General features: G+C 61.7%; 18 protein-coding genes and 1 pseudogene. 13 read left to right on the top strand and 6 right to left on the bottom strand.

Features of this window, described 5'->3' with window-relative positions; genetic code table 11:
* Positions 1–115 precede the first annotated feature (115 nt).
* The 10 genes and pseudogenes from ABWL43_RS17680 (at position 116) to ABWL43_RS17635 (ending at position 10,358) form a co-directional block, all read left to right on the top strand.
* Entirely contained in the window at positions 116–1,312 is a 1,197-nt protein-coding gene (locus ABWL43_RS17680; protein WP_242199399.1) for an SfnB family sulfur acquisition oxidoreductase, read from the top strand.
* A 12-nt stretch (positions 1,313–1,324) separates the two neighbouring features.
* Positions 1,325–1,651, top strand: a complete 327-nt coding sequence (locus ABWL43_RS17675) for an acyl-CoA dehydrogenase (protein ID WP_404483337.1) — start codon at positions 1,325–1,327, stop codon at positions 1,649–1,651.
* Positions 1,651–3,030 carry an LLM class flavin-dependent oxidoreductase gene (locus tag ABWL43_RS17670; RefSeq protein ID WP_145164036.1) on the top strand — a complete coding sequence of 460 codons (1,380 nt, stop codon included), beginning with the start codon at positions 1,651–1,653 and terminating at the stop codon, positions 3,028–3,030. The genes ABWL43_RS17675 and ABWL43_RS17670 overlap by 1 nt, the downstream gene beginning before the upstream one ends.
* 183 nt (positions 3,031–3,213) lie before the next feature.
* The gene (locus ABWL43_RS17665; protein ID WP_404483335.1) at positions 3,214–4,116 is read left to right on the top strand and encodes an AMP-binding protein; all 903 of its coding nucleotides are present in this window, start codon (positions 3,214–3,216) and stop codon (positions 4,114–4,116) included.
* Positions 4,113–4,883, top strand: a complete 771-nt coding sequence (locus tag ABWL43_RS17660; RefSeq protein ID WP_242199404.1) for an ABC transporter ATP-binding protein — start codon at positions 4,113–4,115, stop codon at positions 4,881–4,883. The genes ABWL43_RS17665 and ABWL43_RS17660 overlap by 4 nt, the downstream gene beginning before the upstream one ends.
* Positions 4,883–5,764 carry a branched-chain amino acid ABC transporter permease gene (locus ABWL43_RS17655; protein ID WP_145164041.1) on the top strand — a complete coding sequence of 294 codons (882 nt, stop codon included), beginning with the start codon at positions 4,883–4,885 and terminating at the stop codon, positions 5,762–5,764. The genes ABWL43_RS17660 and ABWL43_RS17655 overlap by 1 nt, the downstream gene beginning before the upstream one ends.
* A 4-nt stretch (positions 5,765–5,768) precedes the next feature.
* Positions 5,769–6,818, top strand: a pseudogene (locus ABWL43_RS17650) (branched-chain amino acid ABC transporter permease).
* Between the two features lie 22 nt (positions 6,819–6,840).
* The gene (locus ABWL43_RS17645; RefSeq protein WP_404483333.1) at positions 6,841–8,181 is read left to right on the top strand and encodes an ABC transporter substrate-binding protein; all 1,341 of its coding nucleotides are present in this window, start codon (positions 6,841–6,843) and stop codon (positions 8,179–8,181) included.
* A gap of 3 nt (positions 8,182–8,184) precedes the next feature.
* Positions 8,185–8,952, top strand: a complete 768-nt coding sequence (locus ABWL43_RS17640; RefSeq protein ID WP_262209163.1) for an ABC transporter ATP-binding protein — start codon at positions 8,185–8,187, stop codon at positions 8,950–8,952.
* Between the two features lie 11 nt (positions 8,953–8,963).
* A complete protein-coding gene (locus ABWL43_RS17635) occupies positions 8,964–10,358 on the top strand; it encodes an FAD/NAD(P)-binding protein (protein WP_404483331.1) in 1,395 nt (464 codons plus the stop codon).
* Between the two features lie 159 nt (positions 10,359–10,517).
* Here the strand turns inward: ABWL43_RS17635 and ABWL43_RS17630 are convergent, their stop codons facing one another.
* Genes ABWL43_RS17630 through ABWL43_RS17615 form a run of 4 tightly spaced genes read right to left on the bottom strand, consistent with a single transcriptional unit; the run spans position 10,518 to position 15,153 of the window.
* Positions 10,518–11,774 carry an efflux RND transporter periplasmic adaptor subunit gene (locus ABWL43_RS17630; protein ID WP_404483329.1) on the bottom strand — a complete coding sequence of 419 codons (1,257 nt, stop codon included), beginning with the start codon at positions 11,772–11,774 and terminating at the stop codon, positions 10,518–10,520.
* Complete coding sequence (locus ABWL43_RS17625; protein ID WP_404483327.1) at positions 11,764–13,257, bottom strand: TolC family protein; 1,494 nt, start codon at positions 13,255–13,257, stop codon at positions 11,764–11,766. Before ABWL43_RS17625 ends, ABWL43_RS17630 begins: the two co-directional genes overlap by 11 nt.
* On the bottom strand, positions 13,250–14,449 hold the full coding sequence (locus ABWL43_RS17620; RefSeq protein ID WP_145164055.1) for an ABC transporter permease: 1,200 nt from the start codon (positions 14,447–14,449) through the stop codon (positions 13,250–13,252). Before ABWL43_RS17620 ends, ABWL43_RS17625 begins: the two co-directional genes overlap by 8 nt.
* On the bottom strand, positions 14,446–15,153 hold the full coding sequence (locus ABWL43_RS17615; RefSeq protein WP_262209178.1) for an ABC transporter ATP-binding protein: 708 nt from the start codon (positions 15,151–15,153) through the stop codon (positions 14,446–14,448). Before ABWL43_RS17615 ends, ABWL43_RS17620 begins: the two co-directional genes overlap by 4 nt.
* 357 nt (positions 15,154–15,510) lie before the next feature.
* Between ABWL43_RS17615 and ABWL43_RS17610 the strand changes: the two genes are divergently transcribed.
* The 3 genes from ABWL43_RS17610 to ABWL43_RS17600 all read left to right on the top strand — a co-directional run bounded on the left by ABWL43_RS17610 (position 15,511) and on the right by ABWL43_RS17600 (position 21,433).
* Positions 15,511–16,263: a TetR/AcrR family transcriptional regulator gene (locus tag ABWL43_RS17610; protein WP_145164059.1), complete on the top strand. Its 753-nt coding sequence runs from the start codon at positions 15,511–15,513 to the stop codon at positions 16,261–16,263.
* Positions 16,264–16,558: 295 nt separating this feature from the next.
* Positions 16,559–18,919 carry a YncE family protein gene (locus tag ABWL43_RS17605; RefSeq protein ID WP_404483324.1) on the top strand — a complete coding sequence of 787 codons (2,361 nt, stop codon included), beginning with the start codon at positions 16,559–16,561 and terminating at the stop codon, positions 18,917–18,919.
* Between the two features lie 249 nt (positions 18,920–19,168).
* Positions 19,169–21,433: a hypothetical protein gene (locus ABWL43_RS17600; protein ID WP_404483322.1), complete on the top strand. Its 2,265-nt coding sequence runs from the start codon at positions 19,169–19,171 to the stop codon at positions 21,431–21,433.
* A 70-nt stretch (positions 21,434–21,503) separates the two neighbouring features.
* Here the strand turns inward: ABWL43_RS17600 and ABWL43_RS17595 are convergent, their stop codons facing one another.
* Both ABWL43_RS17595 and ABWL43_RS17590 read right to left on the bottom strand, forming a co-directional pair.
* A complete protein-coding gene (locus tag ABWL43_RS17595) occupies positions 21,504–22,565 on the bottom strand; it encodes an FUSC family protein (RefSeq protein ID WP_404488444.1) in 1,062 nt (353 codons plus the stop codon).
* A gap of 158 nt (positions 22,566–22,723) precedes the next feature.
* The gene (locus ABWL43_RS17590) at positions 22,724–24,340 is read right to left on the bottom strand and encodes an NADP-dependent glyceraldehyde-3-phosphate dehydrogenase (RefSeq protein ID WP_404483320.1); all 1,617 of its coding nucleotides are present in this window, start codon (positions 24,338–24,340) and stop codon (positions 22,724–22,726) included.
* Positions 24,341–24,346 lie beyond the last annotated feature (6 nt).

Here is a 24,346-nt window from a genome sequence, read left to right as displayed (position 1 = left end):
GCACACGCAGGCCTTTCAAGGTTTTAGCCGCAACACCCTGATTTTATTGGCGATTAAATTCAGGCACGACTCCTGCAATCACCCAGGTCATCTCACCGGAGCCTGGAGTCGGCCCATGTCAGCCCACCCTCAACAACCTGCCCATATCATTCGCTCGGACGCCGAGGCCATCGAGGTCGCCACGCGCCTGGCCGCACGCTTTGCCGTCGACGCCAGTGCACGCGACCGCGAGCGGCGCTTGCCGGTGGCCGAACTTGACGAGTTTTCTGCCAGCGGTTTGTGGGGCATCACCATTCCTAAAGCCTATGGCGGCGCCGAGGTGTCCTATGTGACGGTGGCCGAGGTGATCAAGTTGATTTCCGCCGCCGACCCATCGCTGGGGCAAATCCCGCAGAACCATTTGGGCGTGGTGGACATCCTGCTGCAAACCGCCACAGAGGAACAAAAGCGCCACTACTTCGGCAAGGTCCTGGCCGGTTATCGGTTCGGCAATGCCTTCTCTGAAGCCAAGAGCAAAAACGCCGGCACGTTTGATACCCAGATCCGTTTTGAGCACGACACCGCGCAAATCAACGGCGAGAAGTTCTACTGCACCGGCGCGCTGTTCGCGCATATCGTGCCCACCGTCGGCAACAATGAAAACGGCCAGGCCTTTATTGCGTTCGTTGAACGCGATGCGCCGGGGCTCACGGTGGTTGATAGCTGGGACGGCTTTGGCCAACGCACCACCGCCAGCGGCGGGGTGACACTCGACGGCGTGAGCGTGCCGCGCACCGCAGTGATCCCGGCTCACCTGGCCTTCGACCAACCCACCGCCAACGGCCCGATCTCGCAGATCATCCAGGCCGCCGTCGACACCGGCATCGCCCTTGGCGCGCTTGAACACGCCAAAATCCACGCCCGCCAGGCGCGGCCCTGGATCGACAGCCAACAGGAACACGGCTGGCAAGACCCATTCACCATCGCCGCGATTGGCGACCTGCAATGGCGCGTGCACGGCACCGAAGCCATTCTTGCCAAAGCCGGCAAGGCGGTCGACCTGGCCCTGGCCGAGCCGAACGAAGACACCGTGGCCCACGCCTCGCTGGTCGTCGCCCAGGCCAAAGTGCTGTCGGCCGAAACCGCCTTGCTCGCCAGCAGCAAACTCTTCGAACTCGCCGGCACTCGCTCGGTGACCGCCAAGCACAACCTCGACCGCTTCTGGCGCAATGCGCGCACCCACACCCTGCACGACCCGGCCCGCTGGAAATACCACCTGATCGGCAACTTCGTGCTCAACGGCGTGAAGCCCGCCCGCCACGCCTGGAACTGAGGAACCTGACCCATGACCGCACTGAATCACGCGCGCCTACTGCTGGAAAGCACCCGCCGCACGGTTGAGCGAAGCGATGACCCCTACGTGATCAGCCGCTTCGGCGATTGGCAGATCCGCGTCGATGTGGCCGCCGCCTTGCTTGAGCGCGCCGCCACCGACCCAAGCCCGGTGGCCCTCACCGAAGCGCAGATCGCCGCCGCCGAAGCGCTGATTTTTGCCAGCAATGCCGAGTTCGAACTCACCGGCCAGCGCACCGCGCTGCCGCCCAGCCTTGATGATCCGTTGCGCAGCAAATACCAGGTTGTTGGCAACTACCACCTCAACGGAGCGCTTTGATGTCCCGTGAAATCCGCTTGAATGCCTTCGACATGAACTGCGTCGGCCACCAATCGCCCGGGCTGTGGGCGCACCCGCGTGACCGTTCGTGGCAGTACAAAGACCTGGAGTATTGGACCGACCTGGCCAAAATCCTCGAACGCGGCAAATTCGACGGGCTGTTTATCGCCGACGTGCTGGGTATTTACGACGTGTACAACGGCAACGGTGACGCGGCGATTCGCCAGGCGGCGCAGGTGCCCGTCAATGACCCGTTGTCGTTGATCGCGCCGATGGCACTGGTCACCGAACACCTGGGTTTCGGCCTGACCGCCTCGTTGTCGTTCGAGCACCCGTACCCGTTTGCCCGCAGGCTTTCCACCCTCGATCACCTGACCAAGGGCCGTGTGGGCTGGAACATCGTCACCTCGTACCTGGAAAGCGGCGCCAAGAACCTCGGCCAGAAAGCCCAGACCGAACACGACGCGCGCTATGACTACGCCGAGGAATACCTGGAGGTTTGCTACAAGCTTTGGGAAGGCAGCTGGGAAGAGGGCGCGGTATTGCGTGATCGCGAGCGCCGAATTTTCAGCGACCCGAGCAAAATTCACGAAATCCGTCACGTCGGCAAACACTTCCAGGTGCCCGGTATTCATCTGTGCGAGCCGTCGCCGCAGCGCACGCCGGTGCTGTACCAGGCTGGTGCGTCCAGCCGTGGCAAGCAGTTCGCCGCCGAGCAGGCCGAGTGCGTGTTTGTCGCGGCGCCGTCCAAGGTGTTGCTGAAAAAGACCGTGGCCGATATCCGCCGCCGTGCCGCAGAAGCCGGGCGCGACCCGAAGAAAATCCTGATTTTCAACTTGCAGACGGTGATCGTCGGCGAGACCGACGCCAGGGCCAAGGCCAAGTTCGACGAGTACAAATCCTACGTCAGCTACGAAGGCGCGATGGCACTGATCTCTGGCTGGACCGGTATCGACTTCAGCCAGTTCAAACCCGATGAACCGCTCAAGCACGTGCACACCAACGCCATTCAGTCGGCGGTGGAGGCCTTCTCCACGGCGGACCCGAACAAAGTCTGGACGCCCAACGAACTGGCCGACTGGGTTGGCATTGGCGGCTTTGGCCCGTTGTTTGTCGGTGGCCCTGAAACCGTGGCCGACCTGCTGCAGGAATGGGTCGAGGAGACTGACGTGGACGGTTTCAATCTGGCCTATGCGCTGACCCACGAAACCTTTATCGACGCCGTGGACCTGTTGGTGCCGGAGCTGCAAAAGCGCGGCGTGTACAAGACCGAATACGCCCAGGGCACCTTGCGCGAGAAGTTGTTCGGCGATGGCGCACGGCTGGCGCCGAATCATCCGGGTGCCGGTTACAGGGATCTTAAGGCCAGCGCTCTATAACTGAACAAACCCAATCCATGTGGGAGCTGGCTTGCCTGCGATAGCGTCGGGTCAGCTGGAAATGTGCCGACTGACACACCGTTATCGCAGGCAAGCCAGCTCCCACAGTAAAACTGTATTGATCCAAATAACTCAGCCAGCGGACCACCGCACGCACATCACTTTAATAGGAGCATCACCCCTATGAGCGTGCACGAACTCAAACGTCCGCTGGGCCTGGAATGGCCCGCCGAACTGCTCGGCAACCTGTCCGAACCTTTGGAACACCTGCGCCACTGGGCGCAAATCACGCCCTTGCAGACGGCCCTGCGCCACAAGCGCCAGGGCCAGTGGTATGCCTGGCGGTGGATTGATGCCTTGCGCGACGTCGAGCGCCTGGCCGATGGGTTGCGCCAGCATGGCTTTGGCGAGCAGTCGCGGCTGGCCCTCAGCGGCGCGTTCGAGCCGAACCTGCTGTTGTTGGCGTTGGCTGCGCAATCGGTCGGCGGGCAGGTGGTGACCCTGGCCGATGACCTCGAGCCCGAAGTCCTTTACCAACAGCTGTGGCGTATGCGCCCGACCCATTCGTATGTGCAAGACCGCCGGCAAGTGCGGCACTGGGCGTCTGCCAATCGACTGGATTTCGCCCAGTTGCTCGGCCCGCTGGACCCGGCGCAGCACTTGCAGCGCTGGTGGCAACCCACCGGCGAAAGCGCGTTGTGGAGCGAGGAGGGCACTCACTGGCAGGGCGGGTTGGCCGTGGTGCTGGAGCAGTGGCTCAACAGCGGCCATGGCCTGGCGTTTCCGGAAAACCTCGCCTCGGCCCGACGCGATCGCAGTGAAGTTGCTCCGACCGGCCTGCTGTTATCACCTGAGCGTTTGCACCACCTGGCCGACGACATCGAAAGCCGCCTGGCGCCCCACGGTACCTGGCGCCGACGCCTGTGCGACTGGGCCATCGCCCACCCGCAAAGTGGCCTGCGCCGCTTGCTGAAAAACCGAGTGCGCAGGCTGCTGGGCTTTCAGCGTCTGTCCTACATCTGGCAACCGCTTAAATCCAAGGCCGAGCCGACATGGCTGGCCGAATTCAAACGGGACATCGCATGAGCCAGGCCATTCTCCAGGTGCGCGACATTTCGTTGTCATTCAAGGGCGTCAAGGCGATCAATGCCCTGTCGTTTGACGTGCAGCGCGGCGAGATTTGCGCGCTGATCGGGCCAAATGGCGCCGGCAAGAGTTCGTTGCTCAATGTGCTCAACGGCGTGTACCGCTTTGACGCCGGCGAGATCGTCTTCGAGCAACAACACTTCCACCGCATCGACCCATTGGGCGCGGCGCGGCGCGGCATCGGCCGCACCTTCCAGAACAACGCGCTGTTCAAAAAAATGAGCGTGCTCGACAACATCCTCACCGGCCTGTCGCGGCATATGCGCAGCACCTTTATCGAACAGGCCCTGGGCTTGCCGCGCGCCCGGCGTGAGGCCGAGGCCTTCCGCCTGCGTGCCCAGGGCATCCTCGAATTCCTGGAGCTACAAGCCCACCGCGACGTGCTGGTGGGCAACCTGTCCTACGGCCTGCAAAAACGTGTGGAGTTGGGCCGCGCGTTGATCGCAGGCCCCAGCCTGCTGCTGCTCGACGAACCCATGGCCGGGATGAACGCCGAAGAAAAACACGAAATGGCGCGCTTCGTCGCCGACGTGAACCGCGACCTGGGCACCACCGTGGTCTTGATCGAGCACGACATGGGCGTGGTCATGGGCCTGTCCGACCATGTGGTGGTGCTCGACTACGGGCGCAAGGTCGGCGACGGCACGCCCGCCGAGGTTCAGGCCAACCCCGAAGTGATCAGCGCCTACCTGGGAGTCGCACACTGATGACGTTCTTTTTCGAAACCCTGCTCGGCGGCTTGCTCGCCGGCACCCTGTACTCGCTGGTCGCCATCGGCTTCGTGCTGATCTACAAGGCCAGCGGCGTGTTCAATTTCGCCCAGGGCTCGATGCTGCTGTTCGCCGCGCTGACCTTCGTCAGCCTGCATGACCAAGGGGTGCCGTTCGCCCTGGCGCTGCTGCTGACGGTGATCGTGATGATCGTCGGCGCCTTGCTGATCGAGCGGCTGGTGTTGCGCCCGTTGGTGAACCGTTCGCAGATCACTCTGTTCATGGCCACGTTGGGCCTGTCGTTCATTATCGAAGGCCTGGCCCAGGGCTTGATGGGCTCGCAGGTGCGCGCGCTGGATTTGGGCATTGACGACGTGCCGCTGTTTGTCGGGCCACTGATGCTCAGCCAGTTCGACCTCATCGCCGCCGCGGCGGCGGTGGTGCTGGTCACGGTGTTGGCGTTGCTGTTCAACAAGACACGCATCGGCGTGTCGTTGCGCGCGGTGGCGGATGACACCACGGCGGCGCTGTCCATCGGCATCAACCTCAACCGCATCTGGCAGATCGTCTGGGCCGTGGCCGGTGTGGTCGGGCTGGTGGCGGGGCTGCTGTGGGGCGCGCGCCAAGGGGTGCAGTTTTCGCTGTCGCTGGTGGTGCTCAAGGCCTTGCCGGTGCTGATCATCGGCGGCTTTACCTCGATTGGCGGAGCGATTGTCGGCGGTCTGATTGTCGGCGCGGCGGAAAACCTCGCCGAGGTGTATATCGGCCCGCTGATCGGCGGCGGCATCACGCCGTGGTTCGCCTACGTACTGGCCCTGGCCTTCCTGTATATCCGTCCCGCCGGCCTGTTCGGCGAGCGCGCCATCGAGCGAGTCTGAACCCATGTCGATTCCTGTCGTTCAACAAACCGCACCGTTGGTGTTGATCCAGCGACGCGTGCCCTGGGGCCTGATCGGCCTGTTGGCGCTGGCCTTTGTTGTCGTGCCGCTGTGGGGCAATGACTATTGGCTCAATGCAATCCTCGTCCCGTTTCTGGTGCTGTCACTGGCCGGGCTGGGCTTGAACCTGCTGACCGGCTACACCGGGCAAACCTCGGTGGGCGCGGCCGGTTTCATGGCCGTCGGCGCGTTCGCCACCTACGGGTTTTTGCTGCGTCTGCCGGCGCTCGGTTTGCCGGTGGCGCTGCTCGGCGGTGGGGTGATCAGCGCGTTGGTGGGGCTGTTGTTCGGCCTGCCCAGTTCGCGGATCAAGGGTTTTTACCTGATGGTCACCACGTTGGCCGCGCAGTTTTTCCTGGAGTGGCTGTTCGTCAAATTTCCCTGATTCTACAACTACGGCTCCTCCGGCACCATTTCTGCGCCGCAACTGGCGCTGTTCGGCCATGACCTCAACACGCCGCTGGGGCGTTACCTATTGACGCTGGTCACGGTGTTGCTGCTGACCTGGACCGCCGTCAACCTGGTGCGCAGCCAGGTCGGCCGCAACTGGATGGCGATCCGTGACATGGACACCGCCGCCGCCGTGGTCGGTATCCCGGTGGTGCGTTACAAGCGCCTGGCGTTCGCCGTCAGTTCGTTCTACTTAGGCATTGCCGGTGCGCTGTGGGCCTTCGCTTACTTGGGCACGGCCAGCGCCAGCAGCTTTGATATCAACCGCTCGTTCCAGATCCTGTTCATCATCATTATCGGCGGCATGGGCAGCATCGCCGGCAACTTTGTCGGCGCGGCGTTTATCAGCCTGCTGCCGATTTTGCTCAGCCATGCCGGGCAGGCTTTGTTCGGCGGCTCGGTGGATGCGGGGCAATTGCAGAACCTGCAAAAAATCATCTTTGGCGTGTTGATCATCGTGTTCCTGATCAAGGAACCCGAGGGGTTGATTCGTCTGTTGCACAACCTGCGTGACCGTCTGCGGCAGTGGCCGCTGCGCTTCTAACATTCCCTCAAGAGAATCCAACATGCGTGCAACCCTGAAACGTTCCCTGGTCGGCGCCGCCTTTGCGCTGGCCGCCTTGGCGGGCACTGTGCCCCAGGCGACGGCCTCGCCCGACCAGCAATTCATTCCCCTGGCCACCTACCGTGTGGGCGCGTACGCCTCCAGCGGCGTGCAGGTGTGGGCCGGGATGATCGACTACCTGCGTTATATCAACGAGGTCGAAGGCGGCATCAATGGCGTGAAACTGGTGTGGCAGGAATGCGAAACCGAGTGGACGGCGGAGAAGGGCATCGAGTGCTACGAGCGCTTCAAGAATGGCCTGGATGGCGCGCCGGTCGCGGTCTATCAACCCAATGGCGCCCCGGCGGCGTACGCGCTGAGTGAGCGTGCCGAGGTGGACAAGATCCCGCTGATCACCCTCGGTTACGGCCGCACCGAAGCCACCGACGGCACGGTGTTCCCGTACAACTTCCCGGTGATGCTGACCTTTTACAGCGAAGCCTCAACCCTGGTGAACTACATCGCCCAGCGCGAAGGCGGTTTCGACAAACTCAAGGGCAAGAAGATCGCCACGGTCTACCACGACTCGGCCTATGGGCGCGAAACCCTTGGCCCGCTGAAGTTGCTGGCAGAGAAATACGGCTTTGAAAATATCCAGATTCCGGTGGCCGATCCGGGTAATGAACAGTCGGCGCAATGGCGGCAGGTCCGCCAGGCGAACCCGGACTGGGTGTTCCTGCGCACCTGGGGCGTCTCCACGCCGGTGGCGGTGAAAACCGCCGCGCGTTTTGGCTTCCCGGTCGACCATATCATCGGCGATATCTGGGCCAGCTCCAGCGAAGACGTGCTGCCTGCCGGCGCGTCCGCCAAAGGCTATCTGGCGCTGACGCCATACCCGGCCGGTGCCGACTTCGAGATCCACAAACGCCTCAAGCAGTCCATCCTCGACAAGGGCCACAGTGACCTCAAGGACCTGAAAAACTTCGGCAGCGTCTACTACAACTCCGGCCTGGTGAACGCCGCCGTGGCCGTGGAAGCGATCCGCACCGGCCAGGCAAAATTCGGCAAGCGCCCGCTCAACGGCGAAGAAGGCCGTTGGGGCCTGGAACACTTGAACATCGACGACGCGCGCTTGAAGGACATGGGCTACCTGGGCCTGATGCAGAACCTCAAACTGTCGTGCCGCGACCATGAAGGCGGCGGTTCGGCGCGGGTGCAGCAATGGGACGGCGCCAACTGGACGCTGATCAGCGACTGGATCGCTGCCGACCGCGCGTTGCTGCGCCCATTGATTGACGAAAAATCCGCCGCGTTCGCCAAGGAAAAAGGCCTGACGCCGCGCACCTGCACCGGGGATGAATAACTCATGAGCCAACCCGCCGCCGAGTCCGCCAGCCAAGCGCTGTTGACGGTCGATGACATCGAAGTGATCTATGACGGCGCAATCCTGGCGGTGGCCGGGGTGTCCTTGAGTGTGCCCAAGGGCGCCATCGTTGCCTTGCTCGGTGCCAATGGCGCGGGCAAAAGCACCACGCTCAAGGCGATCTCGGGGCTGGTGCGTGCCGAACGGGCCGAGGTCAGCCGGGGCGTGATCGAATACGCCGGCCGCGACCTTGCCGGCATCGACCCCAGCCAGCGCGTGCGTGAGGGCATGGTCCATGTGTTGGAGGGCCGGCATGTGTTCGGCCAGCTGACGGTCGAAGACAATCTGCGCAGTGGCGGCTTTGTGCGGCGCCTGAGCCGCAAGGCCATGGAGCATGACCTGGAACGCATCTACGCCTGGTTTCCACGCCTCAAGACCAAGCGCCACACGCGTGCCGGGCTGACCTCCGGCGGCGAACAGCAGATGGTCGCCATCGGCCGCGCATTGATGACGCGGCCCACCCTGGTGTTGCTCGATGAGCCGTCGATGGGCCTGGCGCCGATGATCGTGCAGGAAATTTTCGCGATCATCGCCCAGCTCAACCGTGAGCAGCAGGTGAGCTTTTTGATCGCCGAGCAGAACATCAACGTCGCGCTCACCTATGCGTCCCAGGGCTACGTGCTGGATACTGGGCGGGTGGTCTTGGGTGGCAGCGCCGCTGAACTGCGGGCGCGCGGCGATTTGCACGATATTTATCTGGGTAAACAGTAAGGGCGATGTGCATGACTGAATCCACCCGCAACGCTGATGTCTTGATCATCGGCGGCGGCCTGAGCGGCACGATGTTGGCCGTACAATTGCTGCGCCTGCCTGGGGAGCGTCGCATCCTGGTGATTGAGCCCCGCGCCGAACTGGGCCGTGGCGAGGCCTACAGCGCGGTCGAGCTGGGCCACACTTTGAACGGCAACGCCGCGCGCATGAGCGTCGACCCGGATAACGCCGACGACCTGACCCAATGGCTCACCGACTACATCGGCGCCGGTGAGTGGCCGCAGGCGCACCAGCAAGCGGTGCCGATCAGTGAGCTGTTCCCGCCGCGCGGGATCTTTGGGCTGTACGCGCAGCAGCGGCTGGCCGAAGCCAAGGCGTTGTCGGCTTCGACGGTGGAGCATGTGCGTGGCGAGGTCATCGACCTGCACGTGGATGAGAGCGCCACAGTGCTGACACTTGATAACGGCCAGCAACTGCGCGGCGCCTTCGCGGTATTGGCCACCGGCATGTTTCCCGCAGCGCGTACGCCGCAGACCGACTCCAGCGGCTTGAACGCGGCAGCCGTGGACCCGTGGGACGTGCAGGCGATGACCCTGATCGACCCGCAATCGACGGTACTGATCATCGGCTCCGGGCTGACCATGGTGGACGCCGTGGTCTCGCTGGAGCAGGCCGGCCATCGTGGTCCGATCGAGATTTTTTCGCGCCACGGGCTGCTGCCGCATGTACGGCGCCAGCCCCCGGGCTGGGTGGATTTTCTCGCCGAGGACCATCGCCTGCGCAGCCCGAGGCAATTGCTGCGCGAGGTGCGCCGCCAATGCCGCAGTGCGCTGCAGCAAGGCATCGATTGGCAGGCGCCGCTGGACACCGTGCGCGCGCATGTTGCCCGTTTGTGGAGCCAGGCCAGCGACGTCGAAAAACGCCAGTTCGTGCGCCATGTACGGCCGTGGTGGGAAAGTCATCATCACCGTTCGCCGCCGTTGAGCGCGCAATTGGTGGCTCGGTTGCAGGACGAAGGGCGGTTGCGCATTCATGCAGCATCGTTCAAGGGCCTGGTGGCCTCGGACGGCGGTGTGACTGTCCGCGTGCGTCGTCGCGGCGAGCAGGGGGTGACGCAGGTGTCGGGGGCGGCGTTGATCAATTCCAGTGGCATTGAGTACGACTGGCGTCGCGTGGCCCGGCCGTTGCCCCAGCAGTTGCTCAAGCGTGGGTTGATCCAGCCCGGGCCATTGGCGTTGGGGATTGCGGCGGACGTGTCGGGCGCTGTGCTGGATGCCAAGGGCAATGTCAGCCGCCGCCTGTTCGCCATGGGCCCGCCGTTGCGCGGGATGTGGTGGGAAAGCACAGCGGTGACCGACGTGGCGATTCAGGCCAAGGCGTTGGCGTTGAAGCTGACAAATATCTAATGTGGGACCGAGTTCAGCCGGCAGACTTCTGTGCTCTGCTTTTCTGTGGGAGCTGGCTTGCCTGCGATGCAGGCAACTCGGTACATCAGGCATAAGCAGTTGATGCCATCGCAGCGGTACGGTGATCCGACAAGCCCGCTCTCACAGTTGATCGGCGTTTCAACTTCCAATCTTCACGAAACCAGGCTTGAGGCCAAACACTTCCACCCCCTGCGCGGTCGACTGCCCGGTGGTGACCTTCACCCGTTCCACCGGTTGATCCATCGTCGCGCGGTACTCCACGGTCATGTCAGCGCGGTTGATCGCCTGGCTGGGAATCACAATCGCCTGCGCGTTGTTGTAGGTGACGATGGTCAACCGCGCACTCATGCCCAGCCGCACGCGTTGCAATTGCTGCGGTGTCAGTTTGGGAATCGACAACGTCACCGGAAACTGCGCGCTGCCCTGGCTGTCGCTGGTAATCGCCAAGCCACTGACCACACTCACGGAGCCGGTCAGCCGCTCACCGTCGAAGCCATCGCCCATCACTTCCACCGCCTGGCCCTGGTGCAGCTGGTTGATGTCCAGCTCTGACACCTTGGCGACGATTTTCAGCCGCTCGATGTTCGCCAGGCCGAACAGCACCTGGCCCTGACTGACTTTGCTGCCGGCCTGCACCGGCGCGTTACTGCTGCCACCGCCTGGCGTCGACGTATTGCTGCCGGGGGCGGGCACCACGATGCCGGAGAACGGCGCCTTGACCTTCTTGCCATCGAGCAGTTTGTGCAGGGCGTCGTACTTGACCGTGGCATTGGTCAGTTCCATGTCGGCGATCTGCTTGTATTCGCCCTGGCCCTGGCTCTGTGCCTGCTGCAGTTCACTGCGGGCCGAGGCGAGGTCCAGTTGCTGCTGTTGAGTCTGTTGTTTGAGGTCGTCCAGTTCGTTGCGCGGAATGATGCCGCGCTTGAACAGGTTTTCGCTTTCGGTGAGTTTGCGCTGGGTGTTGCCGGCGGTCATTTCGGCAGTGCGCAGGCTGCGGCGCGCACGGCTGACGGCGGGGCTGCTGTCCCAGTCTTGCATCTCTTGCACGGTGCGCCGGGCCTTGAGCTGGGCGGACAACGCGTCGCGCAGCTGCACTTCGAGGGTGGCCGGGTCCATGCGCAACAGCACCTGGCCGGCGTCGACGCGCTGGCCTTGCTCGACCAGGTTGTCCAGCACGTTGCCGTCGAACGGCGCCGTCAGGGTGACGGTGGACTCGGGTTCGATCTTGCCCACCAGGCCGATCTGGTGCACGAGTGCGTCGGGTTTCACCGCCAGCCATTGCTCGGCCGTCTGGGCTTGCCCGGCGTCACTGCGATGGCTGAGCACGGCAATGCCTGCGCCGGTCAGCAGCACGACCAATACAGCGCCCAGCAGGCGTTTTTTATCAGTAGTCATTGAGGGCGATTTCCCAACTTTCCAGCGTCATGCCCAGCGTCAGGTCGAGCTGGGTCTGGGCGTTCAAATAAGCGATCAGTGCATTGAGCTGCGCGTTCTCGGCGTTGCGCAGGTCGGTCTCGAAACTCAACACCTGAAAGTTGGTGGAGCGCCCGGCACTGAGTTTTTCCCGTTCGATTTCGATCTTGCGCCGCGACAGCTCAACAGCGCGCTGGGAGATTTCATATTGGCGCCAGCGGGTGCCGAGGTCGCGCACCACGTCATTGACGTTGCGTTCCAGCTCCTGACGCGCATCGGTGATACGGATCTCCTGGTCCTCTACGTTGACCCGCGCGCGCACCTCGGCCTGTCGCGTGCTGATGTCACCGATGGGGATTTGCACCTGCACGCCAGCGTAGCTGTTCCACGTGCGGTTGTTGCCGTTGCCGATGCCATTGCCGTTGTCGTTGTTGCTGTAGGCATCGCGGATCTGGTTGGCCCCGGCTACCAGGTCGACCTGCCAGCGCCCGGAATCCTTGGCGATCACCAGGTTGAGGTCGGCCTGCTGGCTGCTCAGCAGGGCGGCGAGGTATTCCGGCTGTTGGGTCTGCGCCAGGTTGAAGGCCTGGCGCTTGTCGATGGTCATTGGCCTGGCCTCCAGCGCCTCGCTGGCGCGGATGGGCGTCGACAGGTCCAGCGCCAACAGGCGCAGCAGGGCCAGGCGGCTGGTATCGAGCTGGTTCTGCGCTTCTTCGGCGCCGAGTTGTTGGGTGGCGATGTCGGCTTCGGTCTGCACGATTTCGAACTCGGCCATGCGGCCCGCGCTGATCAATGCCTTGTTCACCTCCAGCAACGTGTTGGAGCGTTTGAGCGCATCCTGGACGATGCTCAACTGCTCCTGGGCGCGCAGCAGTTCGCGGTAGGTGGCGATGATCTGGCTGATGGTCTGCGCCACGGTAGCCTTGAGATTGAGCCGATTGGCCTGTTCCGACAGGCGCGACAGGCGCAACGGCGCGGTGGTGGCGTCCCAGCCGGCGCCGCGCGCCAGCGGCTGGATGAGCGCCAGGTCGAGGCCGTCACTACGGTAGCGGCCGGCGCGATCAGCGTTGTTCAGTTGCTGGGTCCAGGCCATGCTCAGCCGCGTGCCGTATTCGCCGAGCAAGGTGGCGTTCGGGGCCAGGTTGGCATTGCGTGAGTTATCGGCGGTGCCGCGACTTTGGCGGTAATAACTGTTGAGCGTGAGCTTGGGGTTGAACACATCTTCGGCCACGCGCAGGTCGAACTTCTGCGCCACCCGTTGCAGGTACGCGCTGCGGATCGCCGGGTTGTTGCGCAAGCCCAGGTACACCGCATCACCCAGGGTCAGGGTGGTGACCTGGGCATTCAACGACACACCGCGCTCGTAACCGCTGCGGGTGCTGCTGGGGGCGGACGGGTTGATCACCACGTCGCCAGCCATGGCCGGCAGGCTTGCGATCAGCAGTAACAGCGGCCATTTATTCATCACGCAAGGCCTCCACCGGCTGCAGCCGCGAGGCGGACACCGCCGGGTAGATGCCAAAGAACAAGCCCACCAGCAACGTACTGCCCACCCCGAGGGGCAGGGCGGCGGCGGCCAGGGCAAACGCCCAGCCCGACAGCCAGGCGTAGAGCCAGGCGGCGCTCATGCCCAGCACCGCGCCGCAAAGTGCACCGACGGCCGTCAGGGTCACGGCTTCGAGCAGGAACAGGTTGCGGATATCACGCTGACGCGCACCCAGGGCCATGCGGATGCCAATCTCACGGCGGCGCTCCGAGACATTCATCAGCATCACGTTCATCACACCGACGCCGCCGCCTACCAGCGAGATCGCGCCCAGCGCCAGCAACAAATAGGCGAACGTGCGGCTCTGCCGGGTCATGCCATCGATCATTTGCTGGGGCACCTGGATGTCGACATCGTGGTCGGTGAGCTGGCGTTTCAAGGCGCTGGAGGCGTCGCGGGCGATGCGTTCCATGTCCTGGCCCGGCGTGGCGCGGATAATCACGTTGCCGATCTGCGGCGTCGGGTAGATGCGGCGCATGCCTTCGGCGGGGATGAACAGCGACTCGTTGGCCTGCACTGGCATGAGCATGGCGCGGGCCTGGTTGTGCAGGATGCCCACTACCAGAAACAGGTAGTCGTTGATGCGTATGCGGTCGCCCGGTTTCAGCGGATCGCCCGGCATACCCAGGGCCTGAGCGAGCTGGTCGCCGATCACGGCGTAGGTCTCACTGGCGTCGAAGGGCGAAAGAAATCGCCCGTCGCGCACCACCAGGCGCATGGCGTCCTTGATATCGGCTGTGGTGCCGACCAGGTTGGCGTTAGCCGTGCGGCCGTGGAACACGATGGGGCCACCGAACACACTGAGGGCACCGATATGGGCAATGCCGGGCACGGTGTCGCGCACGGCCTCAAGGTCGAGGCTGGCGCGCATCGGGGCGCTGCTGTTGCCTTTGGGCGGAAACTGGGCGACCAGGGTGTCGGTGCCCATGTCCTTGAAAATCATCGCGGCATCCACCGCCGCGTTATGGCCGATATTGATCAAGGCCACCACCGATGAACTGCCGATGACGATGCCCAGCAGCGCCAGGACCGAGCGCTTGCCCAGGGTGCGCAGGCTCACGAACGCTTCGTGCAGCAGTTGGCTCAGGCTCTGCTCGACCCGCAAGCTCATAGGCGCCCGGCCTCATGCACCACGCCATTGCGCACCAGGATCTTGCGCTCCAGACGCTCGGCGATATGCGGGTCATGGGTGACGATGATCAGCGTCACTTGCTGCTCGCGGTTGAGGCCCAGAAGCAGATCCATGATTTCCTGCGCCGTGGTGCTGTCGAGGTTGCCGGTGGGTTCGTCGGCAAGAATCACCGAGGGTTTGCCGACCAGCGCACGCGCAATTGCCACGCGTTGACGCTGGCCGCCGGAGAGGTCGGCGGGGCGATGGTGGGCGCGCTCGGCCAGGCCGACCTGTTCCAGCATGCGCAAAGCCTGTTCCACCGACTCGTGGCGCGACACGCCGCGGTAACTCAAGGGCAGGGCGACGTTGTCCAGGGCACTGAGGCGCGGCAGCAGGTTGAAGCTCTGGAACACGAAACCGATCTGCTGGTTGCGGATTGCCGCCAGCTCATCGGGGCTGGCGCTGAAAATATCGTGGCCGGCGAAGTGGTATTGGCCGCAGTTGGGCAAATCCAGCAGGCCGAGGATATTGAGCAGGGTACTTTTGCCGGAGCCGGAGGCGCCGAGAATGCCGCAACTGTCGCCGCTGGCGATGGACAGGCACACATCATTGAGGATGTTCAGTTCCTGGCCGGCAAGCTGATAGCGTTTGCCAATGCCTTGCAGGGAGATCAAGCCTGGGTGCGCGGGGGTCTCTGTCATCATGACTACGCCTGCAGTCTCGACGGTGCCGCTTGCGCCCGGTAAATCCTTGTAACAAGTTCGGGAGCTGCCTGGTACGCGTCACGGACTGGTTTTATTTCTTGTTTTTAAAATATTGTTTGAATAGTAACCGCGTTCCATGCGCTTCGCCAGCCATGGATGTAGAGCGGTTTTACCCTTTGAAACGATTTTATCGCGCGTGCGTTCGAGCGACTCGCGATCCTCCCGGCGAGTCGCAGAAGTCCCGGTTATACAGGCTTTTAGATGGATAGCGCAGTGTCAGTACTTGCTTTCGAAGGGCCGCCCCGGTATAAAAAATCAAATTATTTTTTAAAACAATATTTCCCCCGTGGAACTCCTATGGTCGCGAAGAAACTCAGCGCTCCAAACGTTACCAAGACTCGACTGCTGGATGCGACAGAGGCTCTCTTCATCAAGTACGGCTACGACGCCGTTCTGCTCCGGCAGATTACCGAGCGCGCCCAGGTGAACCTGGCCGCCGTGAACTATCACTTCGGGGACAAGGATTCCCTGATGAAAACCCTGCTGATGCAGCGCCTGGAGCCGCTTAACGAGCAGCGCCTGGAACTGCTCGCGCGCTGTGAAGCCGAATCCGATGGGCCCCTCGATTGCGATACCTTGCTTGGCGTGTTGTTCGCCCCGGCCATGGGCCTGGAGCGCAGTGACCCGGCCAGCGGGGAAGGGCGCTCATTCATTCGCTTCCTGGGTCGGGTTTACAGCGACACCTCGCCGTTTATCCAGGAATACCTCAAGGTTCATTACCAGCCGGTTTTTCAGCGTTTTTTCGAAGCGTTTGCGCTGGCCTTGCCGGACCTGCCCCGCAATGAGCTTGGCGTGCGCCTGCAATTTGCCCTCAAGGCGATTTCCGGGGTGATGGCGGGGACGGAACTGCGCCTGCTGATGAACTCCATGAGCCTGGGCCGCCCGGCCACGGACGCCGAGGTAATGGCCAAGTTGATCACCCTGGTGTCGGCCGCGATTCGTGTGCCGCAGCAAAGCGCTGAGGCTGAAACCGCGTTGGCCAAGGTGCTGGATACCCAGCGCGCCATTCGTGAACAAGCGGTTGCGCCCGCGACCAAGGCTGCGCGATAAGCCTTTATTCAGGGCAAAAAAAAGCCCGCTGGGGCGGCGGGCTTGATGTGCAACGTTTGTAACGGATGAGGCTTCACCCTACGTCTGCGGATGTGAATAAATCGTGAAAAAAATGTAAGAAAATGGGTGGGTAACAACAGATTGTCGATCCTGTTGTTGCCTGTCGGATTTTTCCTGCAAGCCTACCATTCGTCGCCACTGTCAGTTCTGACAGTAGATTCGATGAGTGCCCCAAGCGCCTCATTCACCTTGCCCGTCGCGCCGTTTCAGCGCGCTAAACCAGCAAGGTATGGCCATGACCACTCCCACTGAAGAACTGTCTCCACCCCCTTATTCGGTCTACCCTGCTGTCCGATTGGCTGAGGCGCTTTACCCGGAAACCGCGACCTGGGGCCTGGGCCAGCGCGAAACCGACCCCTACGCGCTCTTTACCTTCGAGAACTGGTACGCGGCCACCGTCAACGATCTTTACGCGATCTACTGGCGCGATTCGAGTATTGCGGTGGCCTCGGCTGTCGTCACCAAGGTGGCTGATCGCTACAACCTGGCCATCCCCAAGACCAAGATTCCGGAAGGTGAATTCCCGGTGTTCGGCCAGGTCACGCGCGCTGCCAGCGGTCAATTGGTGCGCTCCCTTCCTGAGACCTACCTGGTCAAAACCAAGCGTCCCGGAGGCCTTACGTTCTGGGCTGCGGAGCAATTCCACAGAGGCTTGATCCTGTCGGTTGAGGGGTTCCCGGCGGGTTCGATCCTCAATCCCGGCAACATTACCGGCGGGTTGTGGTGCCTGATTACCAAGTACGAAAACATCCGCAAGAACGACACCATCACCGTCGCCTACGGCGCCACGACCATCGACCATGTTGTCAGCCCCGACGAGGCTGCCGGGCCGGGGCCGATCCGGGTTTTTATCAGCCCGTCGGTTATCCAGGCGGGCAACCTGTACGGCGCGGTAGGCGTGCAGTTTATGGTGCGCGATGTGGTGAACAACACCTCCGGCGAGAAGTACGCCTATTCGCGGCCCTACATCCTCAACAGTGAACTGGACCCCAACCTGCTGGACCCGCCGATCTTCACGGTCAACGACGTCGAAGCCTCCATTGTTGATCTGGATCTGTCCAGCGCGGCACATTTCGCGGCGCTGGTCACCTTGCCGCGCAAGACGCCGACGCCGAGCCCGAGCAACCGCGTGGTGCTCATATTGGTGATCACCCAGGTTACCGAGTACGGCGAGTCAACCCGAACAATTCGCTTGCCGGCGGTGACCGACAGAAACCTGCGGGGCGAGAGCATTCCCATCGGCAACGGCGTATTCAGCTCGTTGATGGAGGCCAAGATCAGCCTGAGCTTTGAGTGGCAAACCGCTGGGGGAGTGGTGCTCAATCGCTCCGGCACCAGTGTGGTTCAAGTGGTCGGTACGCCAGCGTTGCGGCTGCTGGCGCCGGCTTTCGATAACAAAACGGGGCCCCAGATTGTCCTCGCCAGCAACTATCCGAGTGGCGCCGTTGTGGCCGTGACGTATCAGGGCATGACTGAGGCGCAGATAATCAGGCTCAAATGGACCTTTGCCGATGGCACTGTCGCCAGTATTCCTGTGCAGGCCGGGGTCAGCAGCGGCCTGGTGCTGTTTTCCATCAGCGCCCAAATCCTCGCGCAAAGCCCAGGTCAGCTCATCAAGCTGTCTTATGAGGTGACGACGGGGACCAAGACACAATCTTCGGCTATTCAGGAGCTGACGTTTCAAGCCCAGGGCGGCGGGTTGACCGAAACTGTGGATGTCGGGATGGCCCCCCACGGGATCAGTATCACCAGCGATGGGCTGCGGGCTTTTGTAACCTGTCAGTTTAGCCATTCGGTTTCAGTGATTGATATCAAGGCGCGTAAAGTCATTTACACCCTCTTCAATGTGAACTCGGCGTTTCTGTCGGTGCTCAGTCCAGACAACCGGCGTCTGTATGTGGGCAATTTTGATGGGTCAAGTTACACCGTCATTGATACCTCCACGTACAGGATCCTTTCGACAGTTCAGATCGCGGGTGGCAACGACCTTTCGGGGCTCGCCATTACGGCGGATGGCTCGCGATTGTTTGTTGCCTGCACCCGAAATTCCTTCGTGTCGGTCCATGATGCCGCCTCGGGCGCCGTTCTGGGTCGGGTCTCCGTTGGGGTGAACCCGTTCGGCGTGGCGGTCAATCCGGAACAAACACAGGTGCTCGTCGCTTCAGCCTCGGTGTTGGATATCATCAGCGCCGGTACCCGCAATGCGCTCGTGGCGAGAATCAGCGGTACCAATCGGCCCGTGCAAATAGCCTTCAGTGCGGGCACGCCGGCGCGCTACGCCTATGTCAGTGACGTTGATGGCGTCCTGGTTGTGGACCTTATGAGTAACGTCATCATCCAGAAAATCACGGGTATCAATTGGGCGTGGGGCATCACGCGAAACCCGAATGCTCCGGAACTCTGGGTGGGCGGCGTGGGCCCTGGCGGCATTGGGTCCAATCGCGATTCGGTGTACATCATCAACACCAACACAAACCAGGTTACTAAACGCCTCACCGGGTTCAGCAACGCTGCAAACATAGCCTTCTCGCCCGCCGCCGGCGTAGCACTGGTCGTCAATAATGGCTCGGACAGTGTGAGTTTCGTCCCGGTTTAAAGTCTTTGGTGCCTCACCTAACACGCACAGGACGTGCATGGGACAGCACTGCGTCAACGCAGGCTGTCCCTTTTTCGTTAACGCTTGCAACGACTTGCCGGCCTGGCGGCTCCCTGACGCCGTAAAACGGTCTCTACCATTTGTCGCTACTGTCAGTTCTGACAGTAGATTCGATGACTGTCCCAAGCGCTTCATCGACCTTGCCCGTCGCGCCATTTGCGCGCGCCCCAACCCAGCAAGGTGATGGCCATGACCACCCCCACTGAAGAACTCTCACCGCCGCCGTATTCGGTCTATCCGTCTGTTTCACTGGCTGAGGCCCTGTACCCGGAAACCGCGAAGTGGGGGCTGGGTCAGCGCGAAACCGACCCAAATGCGCTCTTTACCTTCGAGAACTGGTACGCGGCCACGGTCAACGATCTTTACGCGATCTACTGGCGGGACTCGAGCATTGCGGTGGCCTCGGCCATCGTCACCAAAGTGACTGATCGCTACAACCTGTCCATCCCCAAGACCAAAATTCCGGAAGGCGAATTCCCGGTGTTCGGCCAAGTCAAGCGCGCTGCCAGCGGGCAATTGGTGCGCTCCCTTCCTGAAACCTACCTGGTCAAAACCAAGCGTCCCGGTGGCCTCACGTTCTGGGCATCCGAACAATTCCACAGAGGCTTGATCCTGTCGGTTGAGGGGTTCCCGGCGGGTGCGATCCTTAATCCGACCAATATCACAAGCGGGCTGTGGTGCCTGATTACCAAGTACGAAAACATCCGCAAGAACGACACCATCACCGTCGCCTACGGCGCTACGACCATTGACCATGTGGTCAGCCCCGACGAGGCTGCCGGGCCGGGGCCGATCAGGGTTTTCATCAGCCCTTCGGTTATCCAGGCGGGCAACCCGTACGGCCCGGTGGGTGTGCAATTTATGGTGCGCGATGTGGTGAACAACACCTCCGGCGAGAAGTACGCCTATTCCCGACCCTACATCCTCAACAGCGAACTGGACCCCAGCCTGCTTGATCCGCCGATCTTCACGGTCAACGATGTCGAAGCCTCCGTCGTCGATCTGGACCAGTTCAGCGCGGCACGATTTGCGGCGCTGGTCGCGTTGCCGCGCAAGACGCCGACACCGAGCCCGAGCAACCGCGTTGTGCTCACAGTGGTGATCACCCAGGTGACCGAGTATGGCGAGTCAACCCGTACGCTTCGTTTGCCGGCGGTCACCGACAGAAACCTGCGAGGGGAGACCATTCCTATCGGCAACGACGTGCTCAGCTCGCTGACGGATGCCACGGTCAGCCTGAGGTTTGAGTGGCAAACCGGCACGGGCTCGCCACTGGGACGGTCGGGCACCACTGTGGTCAGGGTGGTAGGCACACCGACTCCCGATGTGTTGCCCTACCCAACACTCAACGGCGCTTCAAACACTGCGCAAGCGACGACAGTTGACCCGTTGGCCATTCAATACAACACCGGTGTGACGGTTAAATACCCTGGCATGCTCGCCACGGACAGCATCACACTGAGTTGGATTTATCAGGATGGCAGTCAATATCAAACAACCCTGAGTGGTCATGCGAGTGGCACCGTAGTGTTCGATCTGACGGCAGCTCAAGTGCTGCATAACAGTGTCAATAGCCGGGTGCAGTTGCAGTATTCGATTCAACGGGCTGGAAGAACAGCTCAGTCAACCGTTCAAACCGTCACAGTCGGTGCAATTGCGCCAGCCCTGTTGCCGACACCCACAATTAATCATCAAGCCAATGGAACGGTCATCGACTTGAACAACTTCGCGGGCAATGCTCAGTTGGCGTTGAGTCAATGGCCGTTAAGTAAAGCAGGCCAGCGTGTATGGATGACGTTGATAGGAGAGGGGCGATCGCAGGAGGTGCTGACGGATTATGTGGTCACGACTCACGATGCGATAAATGGCCTGGTGAATCAGGCAGTGCTGCGTAATGTTTTGACGGCGCTGCCGAGGAACTCCAGGTTTCAAATTGAGACTCGAGTGGCCTACGATGGCGGCACGGACAAATGGCGAGCCGTAGTGTTTCCAACAGCGAGCTACATAATTAACGATTCGTGGACTGACGCTGTATCCAACTTTCCGGGTGGAAGCTATGGACCCTGGAGTACCGGTGCAGGTGCGGCGGGTGGTTACATGTCAGGCACAGGCTTTCAAGTTGTCACCGCACTCTGGCCGGCATCGAACGCGGGTGTCTTGTTCAATGCGGTGCGTAATTTCAACAGCGCTCACCGTTATCGGGTTGATGCAACTATTTATAATCAGTCGGGTTATAACGATCCGCTCCTGGCTATATTTGTGGCTGGGCAAACCCTCAAAGGCCCAGTCTCCATACCTCGGCAGCAATGGTATGTGCTGGATGCCGAGTTTGTCGGCAGTATGGGCGGTGCGGAAGTTGTGCTTTATAACTACCAGGCCAAAGGCGGCGGCAGTGGTGCGGAGGGTGGCAATGACTTTATCGTCAATTCGGTGCGCATCACCCGTCTGACCTGATCATCCGTCATGCTTGAGCGTGCGTCGGGACAGCGCTACTTAACCGTACGCTGTCCCTTTTGCATTCTCGTCAAATCTTCCAGTGACTCGCCGTCTTGGCCAACCGCTGGCGCATGGCATCCACATTCGCCGCCAGTTGCAACGTCAATAACCGATACCCGTCCAGCGCATTCTGTACCGGCGCTTCCAGCGCCTCGTCATCCGTTGTGTGCGTGGCAGGCCGTTCCAGCCGCTCGGTAAACCCCAGCTTCAATGCCCGCGCCATGCCCACTAACTGCACCCGAATCTGCCGGTGCTCCGCCTTCAACATCACCTGCATCCGCGCCATCGCCTGTTCATCGCGCGGGTCGGGCCGGGTATTGCCGAGAATCTCCAGGGTGCTGATGCACATGCGCAGATGCCGTTGAATCGCATCCAGTTCGGTCATGGAGATGCGCACTTCTTTGGACACCGACGGCATCAACGAGCGCAACTGCAGCATTGCCGCATTCAAGCGGTTGAGCAGTTTCAAGTGTTCATCATCGGTGACCGACTGGCCGCTGATGATTCGGCTATAGATTTGCGCGCAGTCACGCAACGCGCTGGCCAGGTTGTAGCGCCACGAGTACACCGCGTACAGCGGCAGGGCGAAGGAGAACGCCAGCGCTAACACGATGCCGATCAGAATGTCGACGGTGCGCCACAAGCCGTCGGATATCGGATTATCCCCGTGCCCCGCCACGATAAATACCGTGATCGCCGACAGCAGCGCGATGTAACCGCCCTTGCCGATGGCGTGATAGGAAAAGAACCCGCACACCACCGACATCAACAGATAAGTCAGCAGCGGCAGGCCGAAATAGGCCTGTTGCACCACCAGCAACAAGCCGACGCTGGCGCCGATCAAGGTGCCGTAAGCACGATCCACAGCCTTTTTGCCGATATTGCCGTGGTGCTGCAAACCGCCGATCACGATCAGCATGGTCACCGAGGCCCACTCGCCGTGCGGCAGGTTGATGCCGGTGGTGAGCAAAATAGTGGCCAGCAAACCGATGGACACGCGCACGGCGTGAATCAGCTTGGCATGGCGATAGCGGCGGTAGGGGTCGAGCAAGGGGCGCAGCAGGCGCCGGGCGAACGCGGGCAAATGCAGGTTCATCGGTATAAACGTGGCCTCAGTAGTCAGTGCGAACGCGGTCTAAAGGGTGGGAGCGGGCTGGCTCGCGAATGCGCAGTGTCAGTCGAAACATCGTTGACTGATCCAGCGCTTTCGCGAGCAAGCCCGCTCCCACATTGTGAACTGCGCCATCGTTAGAAAATGTAGTCGGTGGTCAAGAAGCTTGAGTCACGGTTGCGCAGGATATCGCTGACCAGTGCCTTGTTGCTCTCCTGGAACTTGGTCGCCACCAGCGTGCGGATCGAGAACACGCGCAATGCGTCATGTACCGACAACGTGCCCTCGGCCGAGTTCTTGCGGCCGTTGAACGGGAACGTGTCCGGGCCACGCTGGCACTGGGCGTTGATGTTGATACGGCCCACCTGGTTGGCAAACACATCTACCAGGCGCCCGACCTCCACGGCGTTGGTGCCGAAGATACTCAGTTGTTGACCGAAGTCCGAATCCAGCACGTAGTCGATCACCGTGCCCAGGTCACGGTAAGGCACGATTGGCACCACTGGCCCGAACTGCTCCTCGTGGTACACGCGCATCTGCGGGTTCACCGGGTACAGCACCGCCGGGTAGAAGAACGAACCGCGGCTGGTTGCGCCATTGGCATTCACCACCTTGGCGCCATGCTGCGCCGCATCGGCCACCAGCGCGTTGAGGTAATCGACCTTGCCGACTTCCGGCAGCGGCGTCAGCGAGACGCCGTCTTCCCACGGCATGCCTGGCTTCAATGTCGCCAGCTTGGTGTTGAATTTCTCGATAAAGCGCTCGACGACATCTGCGTGCACAAACAGGATTTTCAGCGCAGTGCAGCGCTGACCGTTGAACGACAGCGAGCCAGTGACGGCTTCGTTGACCGCATTGTCCAGGTCCACCTCGGGCAGCACGATGCCAGGGTTTTTCGCGTCCAGGCCCAAGGCCGCGCGCAGGCGGTGTGGTTTGGGGTGCAGCTTTTTCAAGTCGCTGGCAGCCTTGTTGGTGCCGATGAACGCGAAGATATCGATCTTGCCGCTGGCCATCAGCGCACTGACGGTTTCACGGCCACTGCCGTAGATCACGTTGATCACCCCGGCCGGAAAGCTGTCACGGAACGCCTCCAGCAGCGGGCGAATCAACAGCACGCCAAGCTTGGCCGGCTTGAACACCACGGTGTTGCCCATGATCAGCGCCGGGATCAGCGTGGTGAAGGTCTCGTTCAGCGGGTAGTTGTAAGGCCCCATGCACAGCGCCACGCCCAGCGGTACGCGGCGGATTTGCCCAAGCGTGTCCTGTTCCAGCTCGAAGCGGCTGCTGCGGCGGTCGAGTTCCTTGAGGGCATTGATGGTGTCGGTGATGTAGTCGCAGGTACGGTCGAATTCTTTCTGCGAGTCCTTGAGGTTCTTGCCGATCTCCCACATCAGCAGCTTGACCACCGCATCACGCTGTTCGCGCATGCGCCGCAAAAAGGCTTCCACATGCTGGATGCGCTCGGCCACGCGCATCGTCGGCCATTCGCCCTGGCCTCGGTCGTAGGCGCGCACGGCGGCGTCGAGGGCGGTCAGTGCGGTGTCGGCGTCCAGCAGTGGCGTGCTGCCGATATGCACGCGCTCATCGCCCAATTGCACCGGGCTCAGTACCTGGGCCAAAGGGCCGTTCCACACCTGCAACTGGCCGTCGACCAAGTAATCACGCTGTTCAATGGGCGCCGCCAGGCGAAATTGCTCGGGAATATCGGCGGCGCAGGTCGGAAACAGCTGGGCGAGCAGGTTACTGGTGGTCATGTCGCT

Source organism: Pseudomonas sp. HT11 (assembly GCF_044875395.1).
In the GTDB taxonomy this organism is placed as follows: domain Bacteria; phylum Pseudomonadota; class Gammaproteobacteria; order Pseudomonadales; family Pseudomonadaceae; genus Aquipseudomonas.
This window is presented reverse-complemented; position numbering and strand designations above follow the sequence as displayed.